The sequence below is a fragment of the Pseudomonas sp. GL_090 genome (genome assembly GCF_057837765.1).
The window spans coordinates 6265537-6281451 of the sequence record NZ_CM174452.1; the positions used below are offsets into that span (position 1 = coordinate 6265537).

General features: G+C 60.2%; 13 protein-coding genes. 7 read left to right on the top strand and 6 right to left on the bottom strand.

The window, feature by feature from the left end; translation table 11 throughout:
* The first annotated feature begins 65 nt into the window (after positions 1-65).
* The 3 genes from AC3ITA_RS28460 (at position 66) to AC3ITA_RS28470 (ending at position 3472) form a co-directional block, all read left to right on the top strand.
* A complete protein-coding gene (locus AC3ITA_RS28460) occupies positions 66-1058 on the top strand; it encodes an AraC family transcriptional regulator (RefSeq protein WP_489278995.1) in 993 nt (330 codons plus the stop codon).
* A 269-nt stretch (positions 1059-1327) separates the two neighbouring features.
* A complete protein-coding gene (locus tag AC3ITA_RS28465; protein WP_489278997.1) occupies positions 1328-2359 on the top strand; it encodes a histone deacetylase family protein in 1032 nt (343 codons plus the stop codon).
* Between the two features lie 12 nt (positions 2360-2371).
* The gene (locus tag AC3ITA_RS28470) at positions 2372-3472 is read left to right on the top strand and encodes a polyamine ABC transporter substrate-binding protein (RefSeq protein ID WP_414929666.1); all 1101 of its coding nucleotides are present in this window, start codon (positions 2372-2374) and stop codon (positions 3470-3472) included.
* A gap of 126 nt (positions 3473-3598) precedes the next feature.
* On the opposite strand, the gene pdxR is transcribed toward AC3ITA_RS28470, so the two are convergent.
* Entirely contained in the window at positions 3599-5152 is a 1554-nt protein-coding gene (pdxR, locus tag AC3ITA_RS28475; protein ID WP_489278999.1) for a MocR-like pyridoxine biosynthesis transcription factor PdxR, read from the bottom strand.
* Positions 5153-5244: 92 nt separating this feature from the next.
* Between pdxR and AC3ITA_RS28480 the strand changes: the two genes are divergently transcribed.
* Genes AC3ITA_RS28480 through AC3ITA_RS28490 form a run of 3 tightly spaced genes read left to right on the top strand, consistent with a single transcriptional unit; the run spans position 5245 to position 7015 of the window.
* Complete coding sequence (locus AC3ITA_RS28480; protein ID WP_095943438.1) at positions 5245-5868, top strand: FMN-binding negative transcriptional regulator; 624 nt, start codon at positions 5245-5247, stop codon at positions 5866-5868.
* 10 nt (positions 5869-5878) lie between these two features.
* Positions 5879-6325, top strand: coding sequence for a GNAT family N-acetyltransferase (locus tag AC3ITA_RS28485; RefSeq protein WP_095943439.1), 447 nt, complete (start codon positions 5879-5881; stop codon positions 6323-6325).
* A 9-nt stretch (positions 6326-6334) separates the two neighbouring features.
* Positions 6335-7015, top strand: a complete 681-nt coding sequence (locus AC3ITA_RS28490; protein ID WP_095943440.1) for a GNAT family N-acetyltransferase — start codon at positions 6335-6337, stop codon at positions 7013-7015.
* Positions 7016-7122: 107 nt separating this feature from the next.
* On the opposite strand, the gene oadA is transcribed toward AC3ITA_RS28490, so the two are convergent.
* Together oadA and AC3ITA_RS28500 are read right to left on the bottom strand one after the other, a co-directional pair.
* The gene (oadA, locus tag AC3ITA_RS28495; protein WP_489279001.1) at positions 7123-8931 is read right to left on the bottom strand and encodes a sodium-extruding oxaloacetate decarboxylase subunit alpha; all 1809 of its coding nucleotides are present in this window, start codon (positions 8929-8931) and stop codon (positions 7123-7125) included.
* A gap of 11 nt (positions 8932-8942) precedes the next feature.
* A complete protein-coding gene (locus AC3ITA_RS28500) occupies positions 8943-10358 on the bottom strand; it encodes an acetyl-CoA carboxylase biotin carboxylase subunit (protein ID WP_046038868.1) in 1416 nt (471 codons plus the stop codon).
* A 191-nt stretch (positions 10359-10549) separates the two neighbouring features.
* Here AC3ITA_RS28500 and AC3ITA_RS28505 point away from each other — a divergent pair, with 191 nt between their 5' ends.
* The gene (locus tag AC3ITA_RS28505) at positions 10550-11512 is read left to right on the top strand and encodes a LysR family transcriptional regulator (RefSeq protein WP_095943442.1); all 963 of its coding nucleotides are present in this window, start codon (positions 10550-10552) and stop codon (positions 11510-11512) included.
* On the opposite strand, the gene AC3ITA_RS28510 is transcribed toward AC3ITA_RS28505, so the two are convergent.
* The 3 genes from AC3ITA_RS28510 to AC3ITA_RS28520 form a co-directional block, all read right to left on the bottom strand.
* Positions 11454-11663 (bottom strand): PA3496 family putative envelope integrity protein, encoded by a 210-nt coding sequence (locus AC3ITA_RS28510; RefSeq protein WP_046038865.1) that lies wholly within the window; start codon positions 11661-11663, stop codon positions 11454-11456. The two genes, AC3ITA_RS28505 and AC3ITA_RS28510, sit on opposite strands and share 59 nt — an antisense overlap.
* 201 nt (positions 11664-11864) lie before the next feature.
* A complete protein-coding gene (hexR, locus tag AC3ITA_RS28515) occupies positions 11865-12731 on the bottom strand; it encodes a transcriptional regulator HexR (protein WP_007954250.1) in 867 nt (288 codons plus the stop codon).
* A 200-nt stretch (positions 12732-12931) separates the two neighbouring features.
* Entirely contained in the window at positions 12932-15802 is a 2871-nt protein-coding gene (locus AC3ITA_RS28520; protein ID WP_489279003.1) for a putative bifunctional diguanylate cyclase/phosphodiesterase, read from the bottom strand.
* Between the last annotated feature and the right edge of the window lie 113 nt (positions 15803-15915).

A 15915-nucleotide genomic window follows, 5' to 3' on the forward strand; every position in this document is an offset into this window, starting at 1 on the left:
CCCACAGGGACATCACCCGGCATACAACTTGCTGCGCTCCAGCCATCCCCAGGCTGGAAGTCCTCATGCTCCACTCCCACCTCACCACGCTCAACGCGGTCTCCCTGGTACTCGATGCCTTCAAGGCACAAGGCTTGTCCAGCGACGCGCTGCTGGCCGGAAGCGGCATCAGTGCAGCGGATCTGAACCGTGCGGACACACGCATCACCACCAATCAGGAAATGCAGGTCTGCGCCAACGCCGTTGCTCTCAAGCGTGACATCGGCCTGGAACTGGGCCGGCGGATGCACGTTTCCTGCTACGGCATGCTCGGTTACGCCCTGCTCACCAGTGCCACCTTCGGTGACGCTTTGCGTCTGGCGATGCGCTATCCGGCGCTGCTGGGAACACTTTTCGAACTGAGTCTTGAAGACGATGGCGAGCGCATCTGGTTCGCCGCCGCCGATTACCGCGAGAGTCCGGCCATGGCGGTGTTCAACGCCGAGTTCTGCCTGGTGTCGCTGAAAGTCACCTGCGACGACCTGCTCGGCCATCCCCTGCCCTTGCTCGGCGCGCGCTTCGAACATGCCGCGCCCGACTACGAAGCGACCTACGCCGAACACTTCAACTGCCCAGTGCACTTCGGCGCGCGGAACAACGCCTTCGCCTTCGACAAACGCTGGCTCGACCAGCCGCTGCCGCTGGCCGATGTCATCACCCATCAAGCCATCGCCGAACGCTGCCGCAAACAGAACATCGAGTTCACCGGGCGCCAGGCCTGGCTGGGGCGGATCCGCCAATTGCTCAGCGCCCAACTGAATGCCGCGCCCGGGCTGGAAGGGCTGGCCGAGCAAATGAACTGTTCGGCGCGGACCTTGCGCCGCCATCTCAAGGACATGGGTTGCAGCTACCAGGAGTTGCTCGACGAGCTGCGCTTCGAGCAGGCCAAGCAAATGCTGTGCGAGGATCAATTGCCGATCTACCAGATAGCCGAAGCATTGGGCTTCAGCGAAACGGCGAGCTTTCGTCATGCGTTTGTGCGCTGGAGTGGCGTGGCGCCCAGCCAGTTTCGGCCCTGAGTGCTGTAGTGGCCGATCTGCCATCATCGCGAGCAAGCTCGCTCCCACAAGGGTTATGCGTCCTGCACAAAAATCGCGGGCACTGAGGCTCACCTGTGGGAGCGAGCTTGCTCGCGATGGCGGCCGCGAGAGCTCCGCATTATCAGGGGGCGAATTTCGGTCAAATGTTTTGGCCATATCGATCCCTTTTTGGCCTTTCCCGCCGTTCTCCGATTCGCCGTGCGCCGCAACACTGGGGGCAACCGAATCAGCCCTGCGGAGAACAAGAAATGCTGACGATCTACTCGGACGATCACCATCTGCACCATGGCCGTTGCGAATTGATAGACGGGCAACTAAAGCCCTGCTTCGAGATGCCATCGCGCGCCGATCATGTGCTGCAACGCGTGCAGAACCAAAACCTTGGCCCTGTCGAAGCACCCAAGGATTTCGGCCTGGGGCCCATCGCGCGCATCCACAGCCGCGACTACCTCGATTTCTTCAAGGGTGCCTGGGCACGCTGGACCGAATTCAACACCGACGGTGACCTGCTGCCTTACACCTGGCCTGCACGTAGCTTGCGTCCGATCAAACCGACTAGCCTGCACGGCCAACTCGGTTATTACAGCTTCGACGGCGGCGCCCCGATCACCGCCGGCACTTGGCAGGCGGCGTACAGCGCAGCGCAAGTCGCGCTCACCGCCCAAGCGGAAATCCAGCGTGGAGCCCGTTCTGCTTTCGCCCTGTGCCGTCCACCGGGACACCACGCCGCCAGCGATTTGATGGGGGGTTATTGCTACCTCAACAACGCCGCCATCGCCGCCCAGGCGTTCCTCGATCAAGGCCACAAAAAGGTCGCGATCCTCGACGTCGACTACCACCACGGCAACGGCACCCAGTCGATTTTCTATGAGCGCAGCGACGTGCTGTTCACCTCGATCCACGGTCACCCGGAAGCCGAGTTCCCGTTCTTCCTCGGCTATGAAGACGAACGCGGTGAAGGCGCTGGCGAAGGATTCAACTTCAACTATCCGCTGGCCGCCGGTTCAGGCTGGGACACCTGGTGCGCCGCACTGGAACAAGCCTGCAAAGAGATCGAAAGCTACGGCGCCGACATCATCGTCGTGTCCCTGGGCGTCGATACCTTCAAGGACGATCCGATCTCGCAATTCAAGCTCGACAGTCCGGACTACCTGGCCATGGGCAAGCGCATCGCCGGCCTCGGCGTACCGACGCTGTTCGTGATGGAAGGCGGTTATGCCGTCGAAGAAATCGGCATCAATGCCGTGAACGTTCTCGAAGGTTTTGAAAGCGCTTGTTGAGGAAGTAGAAAAATGAAAAGTCTTAAGCGTTTCATCGTGCCGACGCTGTGTGCCTCGGTGCTCAGCGTTGCCGCCCACGCCGAAGAGCGAACGTTGCGCGTCTACAACTGGTTCGACTACATCACCCCCAAGGCCCTGGAAGACTTCAAGGCCCAGAACTCCCAGACCAAACTGGTCTATGACATCTTCGACACCAACGAAGCACTGGAAGCCAAGCTGTTGACCGGCAACTCCGGCTACGACGTGGTGGTGCCATCCAACGTGTTCCTCGCCAAGCAAATCGAAGCCGGAGTATTCCAGCCTCTGGACCGCAGCAAGCTGCCGAACTGGAACCACCTCGATCCCAAGCTGATGAAATTGATCGAAGCCAACGATCCGGGCAACAAGTTCGCTGTGCCGTACATGTACGGGACCATCCTGATCGGCTTCAACCCGGACAAGGTCAAGGCCGCCCTGGGCGCCGACGCGTCGGTAGACAGCTGGGACCTGATCTTCAAGGAAGAGAACATCAGCAAGCTCAAGCAGTGCGGCGTCGCCCTGCTCGACTCACCCTCAGAGATCCTGCCACTGGCCCTGCAACACCTCGGCCTGGACCCCAACAGCAAGAAGCCTGCGGACTACGCCAAGGCTGAAGCACTGCTGATGAAGATCCGCCCGTACATCACCTACTTCCACTCGTCCAAGTACATGGCCGATATCGCCAACGGTGACATCTGCGTCGCGGTCGGTTACTCCGGCAGCTTCTCGCAAGCCGCCAACCGCGCCAAGGAAGCCAAGAACGGTGTGGTCGTCGACATGCGTTTGCCGAAGGAAGGCGCGCCGATCTGGTTCGACATGCTGGCGATTCCGAAGGGGGCGAAAAACCCCGAAGACGCCTACACCTTCATCAACTACCTGCTGCAGCCGCAAGTAATTGCACCGGTCAGCGACTTTGTCGGTTACCCGAACCCGAACAAGGACGCCACGGAACTGGTCGACCCGGCGATCCGCAACAACCCCAACCTGTATCCGACCGATGCGGCGATGGGCACGCTCTACACCCTGCAACCGCTGCCGCGTGATGCCGAACGTGCACGGACCCGGGCCTGGACCAAGATCAAGTCCGGGACCTGAAACCCACCGCTATCCAGCTGTCATCAGGACCTGCGTTCGCGCAGGTCTTTTTTTGCCCACGATATTTACTTACCGCCAACCGCACACTGATGCACCCTCGCGATTGGACTGAACAGACCGCCCGCTTCAGAGCACCTGCCACACCCTGCGCAACCGCTCCAATGCAGACTCGATCGCCTTTTCAGGTACGGCGGCAATGCCCAGTACCAGTCCCGCACGTTGATCCATCGGAGTCACGGATTCCGGCAGCCAGTAACTGCTCAAGCTGTTGACCTCGACATCGACACTGCTCGCCAATTCAATCAGCTCGCGTTCGCGGGCCACGCTGTCGACCGGTACGGTCATATGCAGTCCCGCGGCGACGGTGGGCAGTTTGCCGATGCCTGGAATATTCAGCGGCCAACCATTGAGCAAGGTATTGCGCCGACTCAGCGCCGCACGCCGCATGCGTCGTATGTGCCGCTGAAAATGCCCGGCTGCCATGAACTCGGCCATCACCGCCTGGGTGCTGACTTCAGAATGCCGCACGTCCACCGCACGTCGCTGCGCAAAGGCCTGCACCAGCCCCGGCGGCAGCACCAGATAACCGAGACGCAAAGCCGGAAACGCGACCTTGCCGAACGTGCCGACATACAACACCCGCCCGTGACGATCGAGCGCGGCCAAAGGCGCCAATGGCGCGCCGCTGTAGCGGTACTCGCCATCGTAATCATCCTCGACGATCCAGCCTTGGGTGCGCTCGGCCCAGGCCAGCAACTCCAGGCGCCGCGCCAGGCTCATGACCACGCCGGTGGGATACTGGTGGGACGGCGTGACGTAGGTCAGCCGGCAATCATCGAGCCCTGCCAGTTCGCTGCAATTGATGCCCTCGCTGTCCACTGCCACCCCGTGCAGTCGCGCCCCCGCCACGGCGAACGCATGTCCTGCCGCCCGATACCCCGGATTTTCAATCGCCACCCCGTCACCGGGCTCCACCAGCAACTGTGCACAAAGGCTTATTCCCTGCTGTGCGCCACTGGTGATCACAATTTGTTCAGCCGTGCACTGCATGCCCCGCGAGCTGCGCAAGTATGCCGCGATCATCCCGCGCAAGCGCGTATCACCTGCCGGGTCGCCGTAGCACAGTTGCTGCAAATCCGGTTTGCGCCAGAAAGCCGCATTCAGCTTGGCCCAAACCTCGAACGGAAACAGATCGAACGCCGGAACACCGACCCGAAAAGCCCTGGGCGGACCGCTGGGCGGCATGGGTAAATGGTTCTTTTCAACGCGAGTCAGTGCACCGCTGTGGATAACTTTGCTGGATAAATCAACAGGTAAATCGAGCCATTTTGTGGATAAGGTTGTGGGTAAGCCTGTTGAAAACCCTGTGGATACTTTTGTGGATAATTTTTTTGCCGGCAAGGTTGTCTGGGGCAATTTCGCGACATAAGTCCCGTCGCCCACTCGCCCTTCGATAAACCCTTCGGCGTACAGCTGATCGTAGGCGCGCACCACGCTGTTGCGGGAAATCGCCAGCGCGGCGGCCAGATCACGACTGGCAGGCAGACGCGTACCGCTGGCCAGTCGCCCGTCCAAAACACGCGTGCGCAATGCCTGGTAGAGCTGACGACTCAGCCCTTGCCGACGATCAAGTTCGATACCCGCAGGGTTGAAGGTCAGGGACAGTGGTTCGCTAGTCATCGCAATGGACCCATGAAATTGGTCATTAATGGCTCTTACAACAGACCAATAGCCTGCCTAGGATGCAGGCATTCGCCAAGGAAAATATCTCTATGTACACGCCGCGTGCTTTTGCCATCGACGAGTTGTCCCAACTGCATGAACTGATCCTCGCCACCCGCCTCGCCATATTGGTGACCCACGGTGAAAACGGCCTGCAAGCCAGCCATGTACCGGTGCTGCTGCATTGCGAACAAGGCTCGAACGGCACGTTGTACGGGCATCTGGCCAAAGCCAATCCACAGTGGAAAGACCTGCGCGACGGCGCCGAAGCCCTGCTCATTTTTGCCGGTGCCGACGCCTACGTCAGCCCCGGCTTCTACCCGAGCAAGGCCGAACACGGCAAAGTCGTGCCAACCTGGAACTACGTCGCCGTACACGCCTATGGCCGAGCCGAAACCTTTAGTGATGGCGGGCGGCTGCTCGACATCGTCAGCACCCTCACCGACCGTCATGAAGCTGGCCGCGCCAAACCGTGGTCAGTGGCCGATGCCCCCGCCGATTACATCGACGGCATGCTCAAGGCCATCGTCGGTTTCGCCATTCCCATCGACCGCCTGGAAGGCAAGCGCAAGCTCAGCCAGAACCGTAGCCCCGCCGACATCGCCGGCGTGCGCGAAGGCCTGGCAGCCAGCCCTGACGTCAACGATCAAACCCTCGCCCAATTGATGCGCTAAGGAAATCACCATGAGCCAGATCGACATTCGCCAAGTCACCGCCGGTGATCACGCGGCCTGGTTGCCACTGTGGCAAGCCTACCTGCGCTTCTACAACACCGAACTGGCGGATGCCGTCACCCAAAGCACCTGGCTGCGCATGCTCGACCCGAGCGAACCGACTCACGCCGCCCTCGCCTGGGCCGACGGCAAAGCGGTGGGCATGGTGCATTTCATCTACCATCGTTCGAACTGGGCCATCGAGAACGCCTGCTACCTGCAAGACTTGCTGGTAGTCCCGCAAACCCGAGGCACCGGTGTCGGCCGGCAACTGATCGAGTTTGTCTACACCACGGCCAAGGCCGACGGTTGCAACAAAGTCCACTGGCTGACCCACGAAACCAACGCCACCGCGATCCAGCTCTACGAGCGCATCGCCGAACGCCCCGGTTTCATCCAGTTTCGCAAAGCCATCTAGGAGAACAGCATGTCGATTTCACTCGCCGACTGGAAAGGCGTCCCGGCACCCACCGCTCAACTGATCGAAGGGCGTTACATCCGCCTGGAAAAACTCGACCCTGCACGCCACGGCGACGGCCTGTACAAAGTCCTGCAAGGCCCCGGCGCCGACCCGAAATTGTGGGACTACCTACCTTACGGCCCCTTCCCGGAGCGCAGCGTCTTCAACGACTGGCTGAACAACCACGCAGCCAACAGCGACCCGTATTTCTTCAGCGTAATCGACCGCGCCAGCGGTGAGGTGCAAGGCATCCTCAGCCTGATGTCCATCGTCCCGGCCCAAGGCCGCATCGAAATCGGCCACGTCACCTTCGGCGCCCCGATGCAGCGCTCGCCGAAAAGCACCGAGGCTGTTTACCTGCTGGCCAAGGAGTCCTTTGCCTTGGGCTACCGTCGCCTGGAATGGAAGTGCAACAACGCCAACGCCCGCTCCAAATACGCGGCCGAGCGCCTGGGCTTCAGCTTTGAGGGTGTGTTCCGCCAGCACATGGTGGTCAAGGGGCAGAACCGGGACACGGCGTGGTATTCGATTCTGGATTCGGAATGGCCGGCGATTGGTGCGGGGTTCGAGAAGTGGCTGAGCGATGAGAACCAGACCGCTTCGGGTCAGGTTAAAGGGTTGGTGGAGTGCAGAACGCAACAGTCCTGAATCCAGAAAACCGCAGCCTTCGGCGCAGACTGCGGTTTGAATTTCAGGCAAAAAAAGGGGAGCACATGCCCCCCCGAGGTTTAAAGCGTTGAATCGAGGCTGTTAAATCAGCCTTCGATCTCGATCAGGATCTCGCCCGGGTTCACCCGGTCGCCCTTGGCCACGTGAATGGCGGTGACTTTGCCGGCGATGGCAGCCTGGACTTCGGTTTCCATCTTCATCGCTTCGGTGATCAACACAGCCTGGCCGGCCTTGACGGTGTCGCCCTCCTTGACCAGCACATCGACGATGTTGCCCGGCATGGTGGTGCTGACGTGACCCGGAGCAGAGGCTTGCTTGCGCTTGCTGCTACCGCCGCCGACGAATTCGTTGAGCGGTTCGAAGACCACTTCTTCCGGCATGCCGTCGATGGACAGGTAGAAGTGACGCTTGCCTTCGGCCTTGACGCCGACGCCGGTGATGTCGACCCGGTAGGTTTCGCCGTGAACGTCGATGACGAACTCGGTTGGCACACCTTCCCCACCAACAGACGCGACGCCGCCGGCTTCAGGAATCGGCAACAGTACTTCAGGTGTCAGGGTGCCCGCAGCGCGCTCTTCGAGGAACTTGCGGCCGATGTCCGGGAACATGGCGAAGGTCAGCACGTCTTCTTCGGACTTGGCCAGTGCGCCGATGTCGGCACGCAGCTTGGCCATTTCCGGCTTGAGCAAATCGGCCGGGCGAACGTCGATCACTTCTTCGCTGCCAATGGCCTGGCGACGCAGTTGTTCGTTCACGGTACCCGGCGCCTTGCCGTAGCCGCCTTGCAGGTACAGCTTCACTTCGTTGGTGATGGTCTTGTAGCGCTCGCCGGCCAGCACGTTGAAGAACGCCTGGGTGCCGACGATCTGCGAAGTCGGGGTCACCAGCGGCGGGAAGCCGAGGTCTTCACGAACACGCGGGATTTCGGCCAGCACTTCGCTCATGCGGTTGAGAGCGCCCTGCTCTTTCAACTGGTTGGCCAGGTTGGAAATCATTCCGCCCGGTACCTGGTTGACTTGAACACGGGTGTCAACAGCGGTGAATTCGCTTTCGAACTGGTGGTACTTCTTGCGCACGGCGTAGAAGTACAGTCCGATCTCTTGCAGCAGTTCCAGGTTCAGGCCGGTGTCGAACTCGCTGCCTTTCAGGGCGGCGACCATCGACTCGGTACCCGGATGGCTGGTGCCGGAGGCGAAGCTGGAGATTGCGGTGTCGATGTGGTCGGCGCCGTTTTCGATCGCCTTGAGCTGGCACATCGCAGCCAGGCCAGCAGTGTCGTGGGAGTGGATGAACACTGGCAGCGACTGCTCGGCTTTCAATGCCCGGACCAGTTCGCCGGTGGCGTACGGGGTCAGCAGGCCGGCCATGTCCTTGATCGCCACCGAGTCGCAGCCCATGGCCTCCATTTGCTTGGCCTGGTTCACGAAGGCCTCGATGGTGTGCACCGGGCTGGTGGTGTAGGCGATGGTGCCCTGGGCGTGTTTGCCGGCGGCTTTCACCGCTTCGATGGCCACGCGCAGGTTACGCACGTCGTTCATGGCGTCGAAGATGCGGAACACGTCGATGCCGTTGACCGCGGCCTTGGCGACGAAGGCTTTGACCACGTCGTCGCTGTAGTGGCGGTAGCCCAGCAGGTTCTGGCCGCGCAGCAGCATCTGCAGGCGGGTGTTAGGCAGCGCGGCGCGCAACTGGCGCAGGCGCTCCCACGGATCTTCTTTCAGGAAACGTACGCAGGCGTCGAACGTCGCGCCGCCCCAGCACTCCAGCGACCAGTAGCCGACTTTGTCGAGCTTGTCGCAGATCGGCAGCATGTCTTCGGTGCGCATGCGGGTGGCGAGCAGCGATTGGTGGGCGTCGCGCAGGATGGTATCGGTAACGAAGATCTTCTTGCTCATTCTTATATTCCTCACAGGCCTGCGTGGGCGGCGATGGCGGCGGCGATGGCCAGGGCCAGCTCTTCGGGTTTGCGCTTGATCGAGTAGTTGGTCAGTTCAGGGTGGCTTTCAACGAAGCTGGTGTTGAACTGGCCGCTACGGAATTCCGGGTTACGCAGGATTTCCTGGTAGTACGCGGCGGTGGTCTTGACCCCTTGCAGACGCATGTCGTCCAGGGCTCGCAAACCACGGTCCATCGCCTCTTCCCAGGTCAGCGCCCACACCACCAGTTTCAGGCACATGGAGTCGTAGTACGGCGGGATGGTGTAACCGGTGTAGATCGCCGTGTCGGTACGTACGCCGGGGCCGCCGGGTGCGTAGTAACGGGTGATCTTGCCGAAGCTCGGCAGGAAGTTGTTTTTCGGGTCTTCGGCGTTGATCCGGAACTGCAACGCGAAACCGCGGTGCTGGATGTCTTCCTGTTTCACCGAAAGCGGCAGGCCGGACGCGATGCGGATCTGCTCACGCACGATGTCGATGCCGGTGATTTCTTCGGTGATGGTGTGTTCCACCTGCACCCGGGTGTTCATCTCCATGAAGTACACCTCGCCCTCGGCGAGCAGGAACTCCACGGTGCCGGCGTTCTCGTATCCCACGGCCTTGGCTGCGCGCACCGACAGGTCGCCGATGTAGGCGCGCTGTTCCGGGGTCAGTTGCGGGCTCGGGGCGATCTCGATCAGTTTCTGGTTGCGACGCTGGATCGAGCAGTCACGCTCGAACAGGTGCACCACGTTGCCGAAGCTGTCGCCAAGAATCTGTGCTTCGATATGCTTCGGGTTGACGATGCATTTTTCCAGGAACACTTCCGCCGAACCGAACGCCTTGGTGGCTTCGGAAATCACTCGCGGGAAAGCCTGTTCAAGTTCTTCACGGCTGTTGCAGCGACGAATGCCGCGGCCGCCGCCACCGGAAGTGGCCTTGAGCATCACCGGGTAACCGATGCGATCGCCTTCGGTCAGGGCTTCTTCGATGCCCGACACGTTGCCTTCGGTGCCCGGGGTCACCGGTACGCCGGCCTTGATCATGCTGCGGCGAGCTTCGGTCTTGTCGCCCATGCGGCGAATGACTTCAGCCGAAGGGCCGATGAATTTGATCCCGCGTTCGGCGCAGATCTCCGCCAGCTCGGCGTTTTCCGAAAGGAAGCCATAGCCGGGGTGCAGTGCATCGCAACCGGTTTCCACCGCCAGGTTCACCAGCTTGCGCGGGTTCAGGTAACCGGCCAGCGGTTCGGCACCAATGCTGTGGGCCTCGTCCGCACGCTTGACGTGCAAGGCATGACGGTCGGCATCGGAATAGATCGCGACCGAGCGAATGCCCATTTCGGCGCAGGCACGTACGATTCGTACGGCAATCTCACCACGGTTGGCGATCAGGATCTTTGTTATCACTTGGAGTTTCCCTTGAGCCGGTGGTACCCACGACCTGCTAGACCCAGGTCGACGCGTGACCAAATGTTTCAATTTGGTCGCAGGTCCACACTAGCGCCCACAAGGGATTAACAAAAATGAATAAAAATTGGGTCGTGCATAAGTAAAGACTTATAGTTGATTCACCAGCCAGCGACGAGAGTGACCAGATAATGCGTAAGTCATTGATGCGTATGACTTTGCGGCAATTGCAGATCTTCAACGAGGTCTGTGATTTGCGCTCCTACAGTCGCGCGGCCGAGGAAATGTCGCTCACACAACCTGCCGTCAGCCTACAGATTCGTCAACTTGAAGAGCTGATTGGCCAGCCTTTGTTCGATTACGTCGGCAAAAAACTCTACATGACCGAGGCGGCTGAAGCGTTACAGCGGGCCAGTCGGGATATTTTCGGGCGCCTGGAAAACCTCGATATGCAGCTGTCGGATATGCAGGGCTCGTTGCAGGGGCAACTGAAACTGGCGATTGAATCCAGCGCCAAATACTTCGTGCCGCATCTGTTTGCCGCGTTCAAACGCCAGCACCCGGAAGTGAACCTGCAACTGACGGTGGTCAATCGCGGTCAGGTCATTCGGCGTCTATCAGACAACCGCGACGATCTGGTGATCATGTCCATGGTGCCTCAGGACATGGGCCTGGAATTCCTGCCGTTCCTGAACAACCCGATCGTCGCCGTGGCGCCACCGGATCACCCGCTGTGTCATATGGGGCCGTTGCGCTTGCAGGATCTCGAGCCCTACACACTGCTGTTGCGTGAACCGGGCTCAGGGACGCGGCTGGCGTGCGAAGAATACTTCAAAGAGAAACGCGTGCACTTCAACCAGACCCAGGAGGTCTCGTCTGCCGAGGCTCAGCGAGAATGCGTACTGGCAGGCCTGGGCGTTGCGCTGTTGACGCGCCACGCCCTGAGCCTTGAGCTGGCAACCGGTGGGCTGATCGAGCTACCGGTCGAAGAGCTGCCACTGTTTCGCAGTTGGTGCCTGGTGCAGGCCAAGGCGAAACGCCTGTCACCGGTGGCTCACGCCTTCCTGGCGTTTATCCGTAGCGAACGGCTTCAGATCAGCGCGCTGGTTGAGCGTTTCGACGGGACGCCGAGGGAGATGCCTGCCAGAAGTTGAGTTCCAACTCCGGAAAGTCGCCAATTTCGGCCAGAAGCTGACGGCGTTCGCAGCGATCTTCGATGGCGCGGCGGAATTCCATGCGGCGCTGATCTTCTTGCTGACGACGGGTTTTGACAGCGCTGTTGCGTTCTTCGTAGGGCATGGCCATTTCGAGTCTCCCAAGGCGAGTACGGGAGTTTCAAGATAGGCGCGAGGGATGACGGTTTGGCGGCTTGGGTGTTACAGACTGATGAAAATTGCGCTGTATTCGAGACCGCCATCGCGAGCAAGCTCGCTCCCACAGGAGATTGCGGTCAAAGGTGGGAGCGAGCCTGCTCGCGATTAAGGTCGGAACGACCTTACGACGACGTCAGTCGTCCAGCGCTTTCACCGACTTGGGTGACAACCGCAAGCTGCGCAGGCTGCGCTTGACGCTCTTGAGGTGGTTGACCAGGCTCGGGCCACGGGCCATGGCCACGCCCATCGCCAGCACGTCGATCACCACCAGGTGAGCGATGCGCGAAGTCAGCGGCGTATAGATCTCAGTGTCTTCATGCACATCGATCGCCAGATTGACCGTAGACAGCTCGGCCAATGGCGTCTGGCTCGGGCACAGGGTGATCAACGAGGCGCCGCTTTCGCGCACCAGGTTGGCGGTGATCAGCAGGTCCTTGGAACGCCCGGACTGGGAAATGCAGATCGCCACGTCGGTTGGCTTGAGCGTCACGGCCGACATCGCCTGCATGTGCGGGTCGGAATACGCCGCAGCGGTGAGCAGCAAGCGGAAGAATTTGTGCTGGGCGTCCGCCGCGACCGCACCCGAGGCACCGAAACCGTAGAACTCGACGCGCTGGGCCTGGGACATCAGCGTCACCGCCCGCTGCAATTCCAGCGGATCGAGCTTCTCGCGAACCTCCATCAGCGTATGCAGGGTGGTGTCGAAGATTTTCAGGCTGTAGTCGGCGACCGAATCGTCTTCGTGAATCGCAAACTGGCCGAAACTCGCACCTGCCGCCAGGCTCTGGGCCAGCTTCAGCTTCAGGTCCTGAAAGCCGGAACAACCGATGGCACGGCAAAACCGCACGATGGTCGGTTCACTGATGCCCACGCTGTGGGCCAGGTCGGCCATGGAACTGTGCATCACGGCCGCAGGATCAAGCAGCACGTGGTCGGCGACCTTGAGCTCCGACTTGCGTAACAGGTGGCGAGACTGGGCGATGTGTTGCAGCAGATTCAAAGGGCTGGACTCTTTGTTATTGGCAGGTGCCGGGGATGTAGCACGCTTGTAGTTATACTACATGAATTGGCTTTTTGCCTGCTCAATGCGTTACCGAATCCCTCGATTTCAGGTGCCCGCGCTTCATGTAGCACCCATGGCGCCTGTCCAGGTGCGCCGAGTGCGCGTTTTAATGGACAAAAGCGCCTTGCGTATCCTTGTCAGCTTGCGGCTTGCGCGTGCAGCAAACCGGCCAACGTCTCGGCCTCGACCGGGCGGCTGATCAAATAACCCTGTACTTCATCGCAGCGTTCGGCTTTCAGGAACTCAAGCTGTTCTTCCCGCTCCACCCCTTCCGCCACGACCTTCAGCTTCAGGCCGTGAGCCATGGCAATGATGGCCCGGGTAATCGCCGCATCCTCGGTACCCTCTCCCAACCCGCGAATAAAGGCCTGATCAATCTTCACGTAATCCACCGGGATCCTTTTGAGATAGCTCAGAGATGAGTAACCGGTGCCAAAATCGTCAATGGCCAGTTTCACCCCGAGATCACGCAACTGCTGGAAGGTTGCGATGATGTGTTCGACGCTGTCCAGCAACTGGCTTTCGGTGAGTTCCAGCTCCAGCAGTTGCGGCGCCAGCCCGGTCTCTTCCAGCACCTGCCGCACCAGGCTGACCAATTTGCCCTGGCGCAATTGATGCACCGACAGGTTGACCGACACCCGAATCGCTTCCAACCCCTGCCGCTGCCACTCACAGGCTTGCCAGCAAGCCTGACGCAACACGAACTCACCGATCGGGCCGATCAATCCGGTTTCTTCAGCCAGGCCGATGAAATCCCCCGGCGGCACACGGCCCATGGTCGGATGATCCCAACGCACCAAGGCTTCGGCGGCATTCAACCGGCCAGTGGCCAGGCACAGTTTCGGTTGGTAAAACACCTTCAGTTGTTTGTCTTCGATGGCTTTGCGCAAGTGGTTTTCCAGCTGCAAACGCTCCAGCGTGCTGGCTTGCAAGCTATCGGTGTAAAACTGGAAATTATCGCCACCCAGGTGCTTGGCGTGCTGCATGGCCATGTTCGACTGACTGACCAGTGCCGATATTTCCCGAGCGCTGTCCGGCAACAGGCTGATGCCCATCGACGCGCTGACCACCAGCTCATGCCCGTCAATGGTCACCGGCAGGCGCAACTTGTTCGCCAGGCGAGTCGCCACCCGGGCCAGGCTCGACAGGTTGCCGTAGGCGTTGAACAGCACGGCAAACTCATCACCGGAAAGGCGCGCGATGGTGTCTGCTTCAGGCAACGCATTCACCAGTCGCCGGGCCATTTTCTGCAACAGTTGGTCGGCGACTTCATGTCCCAGGCTGTCGTTGAGTTGCTTGAACCGATCGAGATTGATGTGCAGCAACGCCAGGCTGCGATAACCGCCCTGTCGCACTCGTTGATGAGCCTCGTTGAGTCGTTCGCGAAACATCGCGCGGTTGGCCAGACCGGTAAGCTCGTCGTAATGGGTCAGATAGCGCATACGCTCTTCGGATTCTCGGCGGGCTGAGAGATCAGCGAAGAAGCCCACAATATGGCTTACATTTCCCCGGGTATCGCGCACGGCATTCAGTTGCAGCCATTGTGGATACATCTCGCCGTTCTTGCGGGTCTCCACCAATTCGCCCTGCCAGCTGCCTTGCTGCTCCAGCGCCTGATGTATTGCGGCGTAATGCCGACGCGCATCACGACTGCATGGCAACTCAACGACATTGCGCCCGATCATGTCGTCGATGTCATAGCCGGTCACCCGACTGAAGGCTTGATTGATCGCGATCAGGACGTAGTTCGGATCGAAAATCACGATCCCTTCGCTGGCCGCCTCGAACACGGTCGCCGCCAGTTGCCGCTGCTCTTCCAGGCCTTTGCTCGCGCTGATATCGCGGCGAGTGCCGACCATGCGAATCACCCGGCCGTTGTCGGCACGCTCGACTGCCCGCCCGCGGTCCTCGATCCAGACCCAGTGGCCGTCGCCATGCCGCACGCGATACTCGATTTGATAGTCCTCGGTGCGACCCTTCAAATGCTCGACCAGCGCCCTTTTCAGCGCAGGAAGATCCTCGGGATGAAGGCGCGGTTTGAGGTGGCGCAATAATGCCGTGACCTGCTCCGGCTCCAGGCCGAACAATTCCTGAATCTGCGTGTGATGGACTTCGTCGGTTTGCAGATTCCAGTCCCACAACCCCAACTCGCTGGCCTTCAATGCCAGCGCCAGACGCGCTTCACTCTTGCTCAGTGCCTGGTTGGCGGCATCCAGTTCCAGGCTGCGCTGAGCGACTCGGTTTTCCAGGTCGACCTGGATCTCTCGCAAATCGTCCTCGGCACGTCGGCGCTGTTCTATTTCCTTGGCCAGCTTCTGATTGAGCTGGTCACTGCAGCTTTGCGCCTGTTGCAGATGCTCGATCAGCGCCTGGTTCTGAAAGCGTCGCATCAAGCCCCGGTCGATCAATCGATTGACTTGCCAGGCAACCACGCTCAATGCACCGAGCAGGATCAGCCCGAACCAGCCCCAACCTTGCTGCTGCTCGTCAGCCACCCAAAACATATAGGCGATGGCCGGCAACAGGCAGGGCAAGGTGAATGACAGAAAGGCCGGCAAGCTGACTGCATAAGCCACACTGGCCGAGAGCGCCGCGGCACCGATGAGGCCGAAGACCCAGGCTTGCTGAATGAAATTATCGGCGGGAACCAGGGCGATGCCGGCACCCGCCAGGGTCAGACCGGTGAGGCCGGAGCCCAGCAAAAACATCCGTCGCCAAATGGGATGGGCCTGACGGTTGGGAATGGCCGAATCGAAGGCGGCGACCTGAATCACTCGCAATGCCACCAATGACAACAACCAAACCAGCCAGACACTGACCAGGAAATAGCGCTGCGGGCTCCAGAGCAAACCGGCACAGACCAGGCCATTGATCAGCATGAACAACGTGGGCAACAGCGAACCTTGATACAACAGGCGCGTGCGTTCGACCGCCATTTCCATGGCGTACTTTTTACGGATCACCCGGGGTTCCACAGTGGGGCCCGACAGGTCGAAGCTGAGGGTCATAGGCGATGTTCTTGTTCTTATAATGATGAGCATGTGCCCGAAACTGCTCGGAGCATACACAAGCAATTGCCCGGACCAAACTGCTGCTGATCAATAAATCGCCAAATTTTTCG

Bases quoted from the DNA above. Each gene is read 5' to 3' on its own strand.
- AC3ITA_RS28480 (WP_095943438.1), top strand. From the start codon at position 5,245: ATGTACACGCCGCGTGCTTTTGCCATCGACGAGTTGTCCCAACTGCAT.
- pdxR (WP_489278999.1), bottom strand. From the start codon at position 5,152: ATGACTAGCGAACCACTGTCCCTGACCTTCAACCCTGCGGGTATCGAA.
- AC3ITA_RS28510 (WP_046038865.1), bottom strand. From the start codon at position 11,663: ATGGCCATGCCCTACGAAGAACGCAACAGCGCTGTCAAAACCCGTCGT.
- AC3ITA_RS28460 (WP_489278995.1), top strand. From the start codon at position 66: ATGCTCCACTCCCACCTCACCACGCTCAACGCGGTCTCCCTGGTACTC.
- AC3ITA_RS28505 (WP_095943442.1), top strand. From the start codon at position 10,550: ATGCGTAAGTCATTGATGCGTATGACTTTGCGGCAATTGCAGATCTTC.
- AC3ITA_RS28490 (WP_095943440.1), top strand. From the start codon at position 6,335: ATGTCGATTTCACTCGCCGACTGGAAAGGCGTCCCGGCACCCACCGCT.
- AC3ITA_RS28465 (WP_489278997.1), top strand. From the start codon at position 1,328: ATGCTGACGATCTACTCGGACGATCACCATCTGCACCATGGCCGTTGC.
- AC3ITA_RS28470 (WP_414929666.1), top strand. From the start codon at position 2,372: ATGAAAAGTCTTAAGCGTTTCATCGTGCCGACGCTGTGTGCCTCGGTG.
- AC3ITA_RS28520 (WP_489279003.1), bottom strand. From the start codon at position 15,802: ATGACCCTCAGCTTCGACCTGTCGGGCCCCACTGTGGAACCCCGGGTG.
- oadA (WP_489279001.1), bottom strand. From the start codon at position 8,931: ATGAGCAAGAAGATCTTCGTTACCGATACCATCCTGCGCGACGCCCAC.
- AC3ITA_RS28485 (WP_095943439.1), top strand. From the start codon at position 5,879: ATGAGCCAGATCGACATTCGCCAAGTCACCGCCGGTGATCACGCGGCC.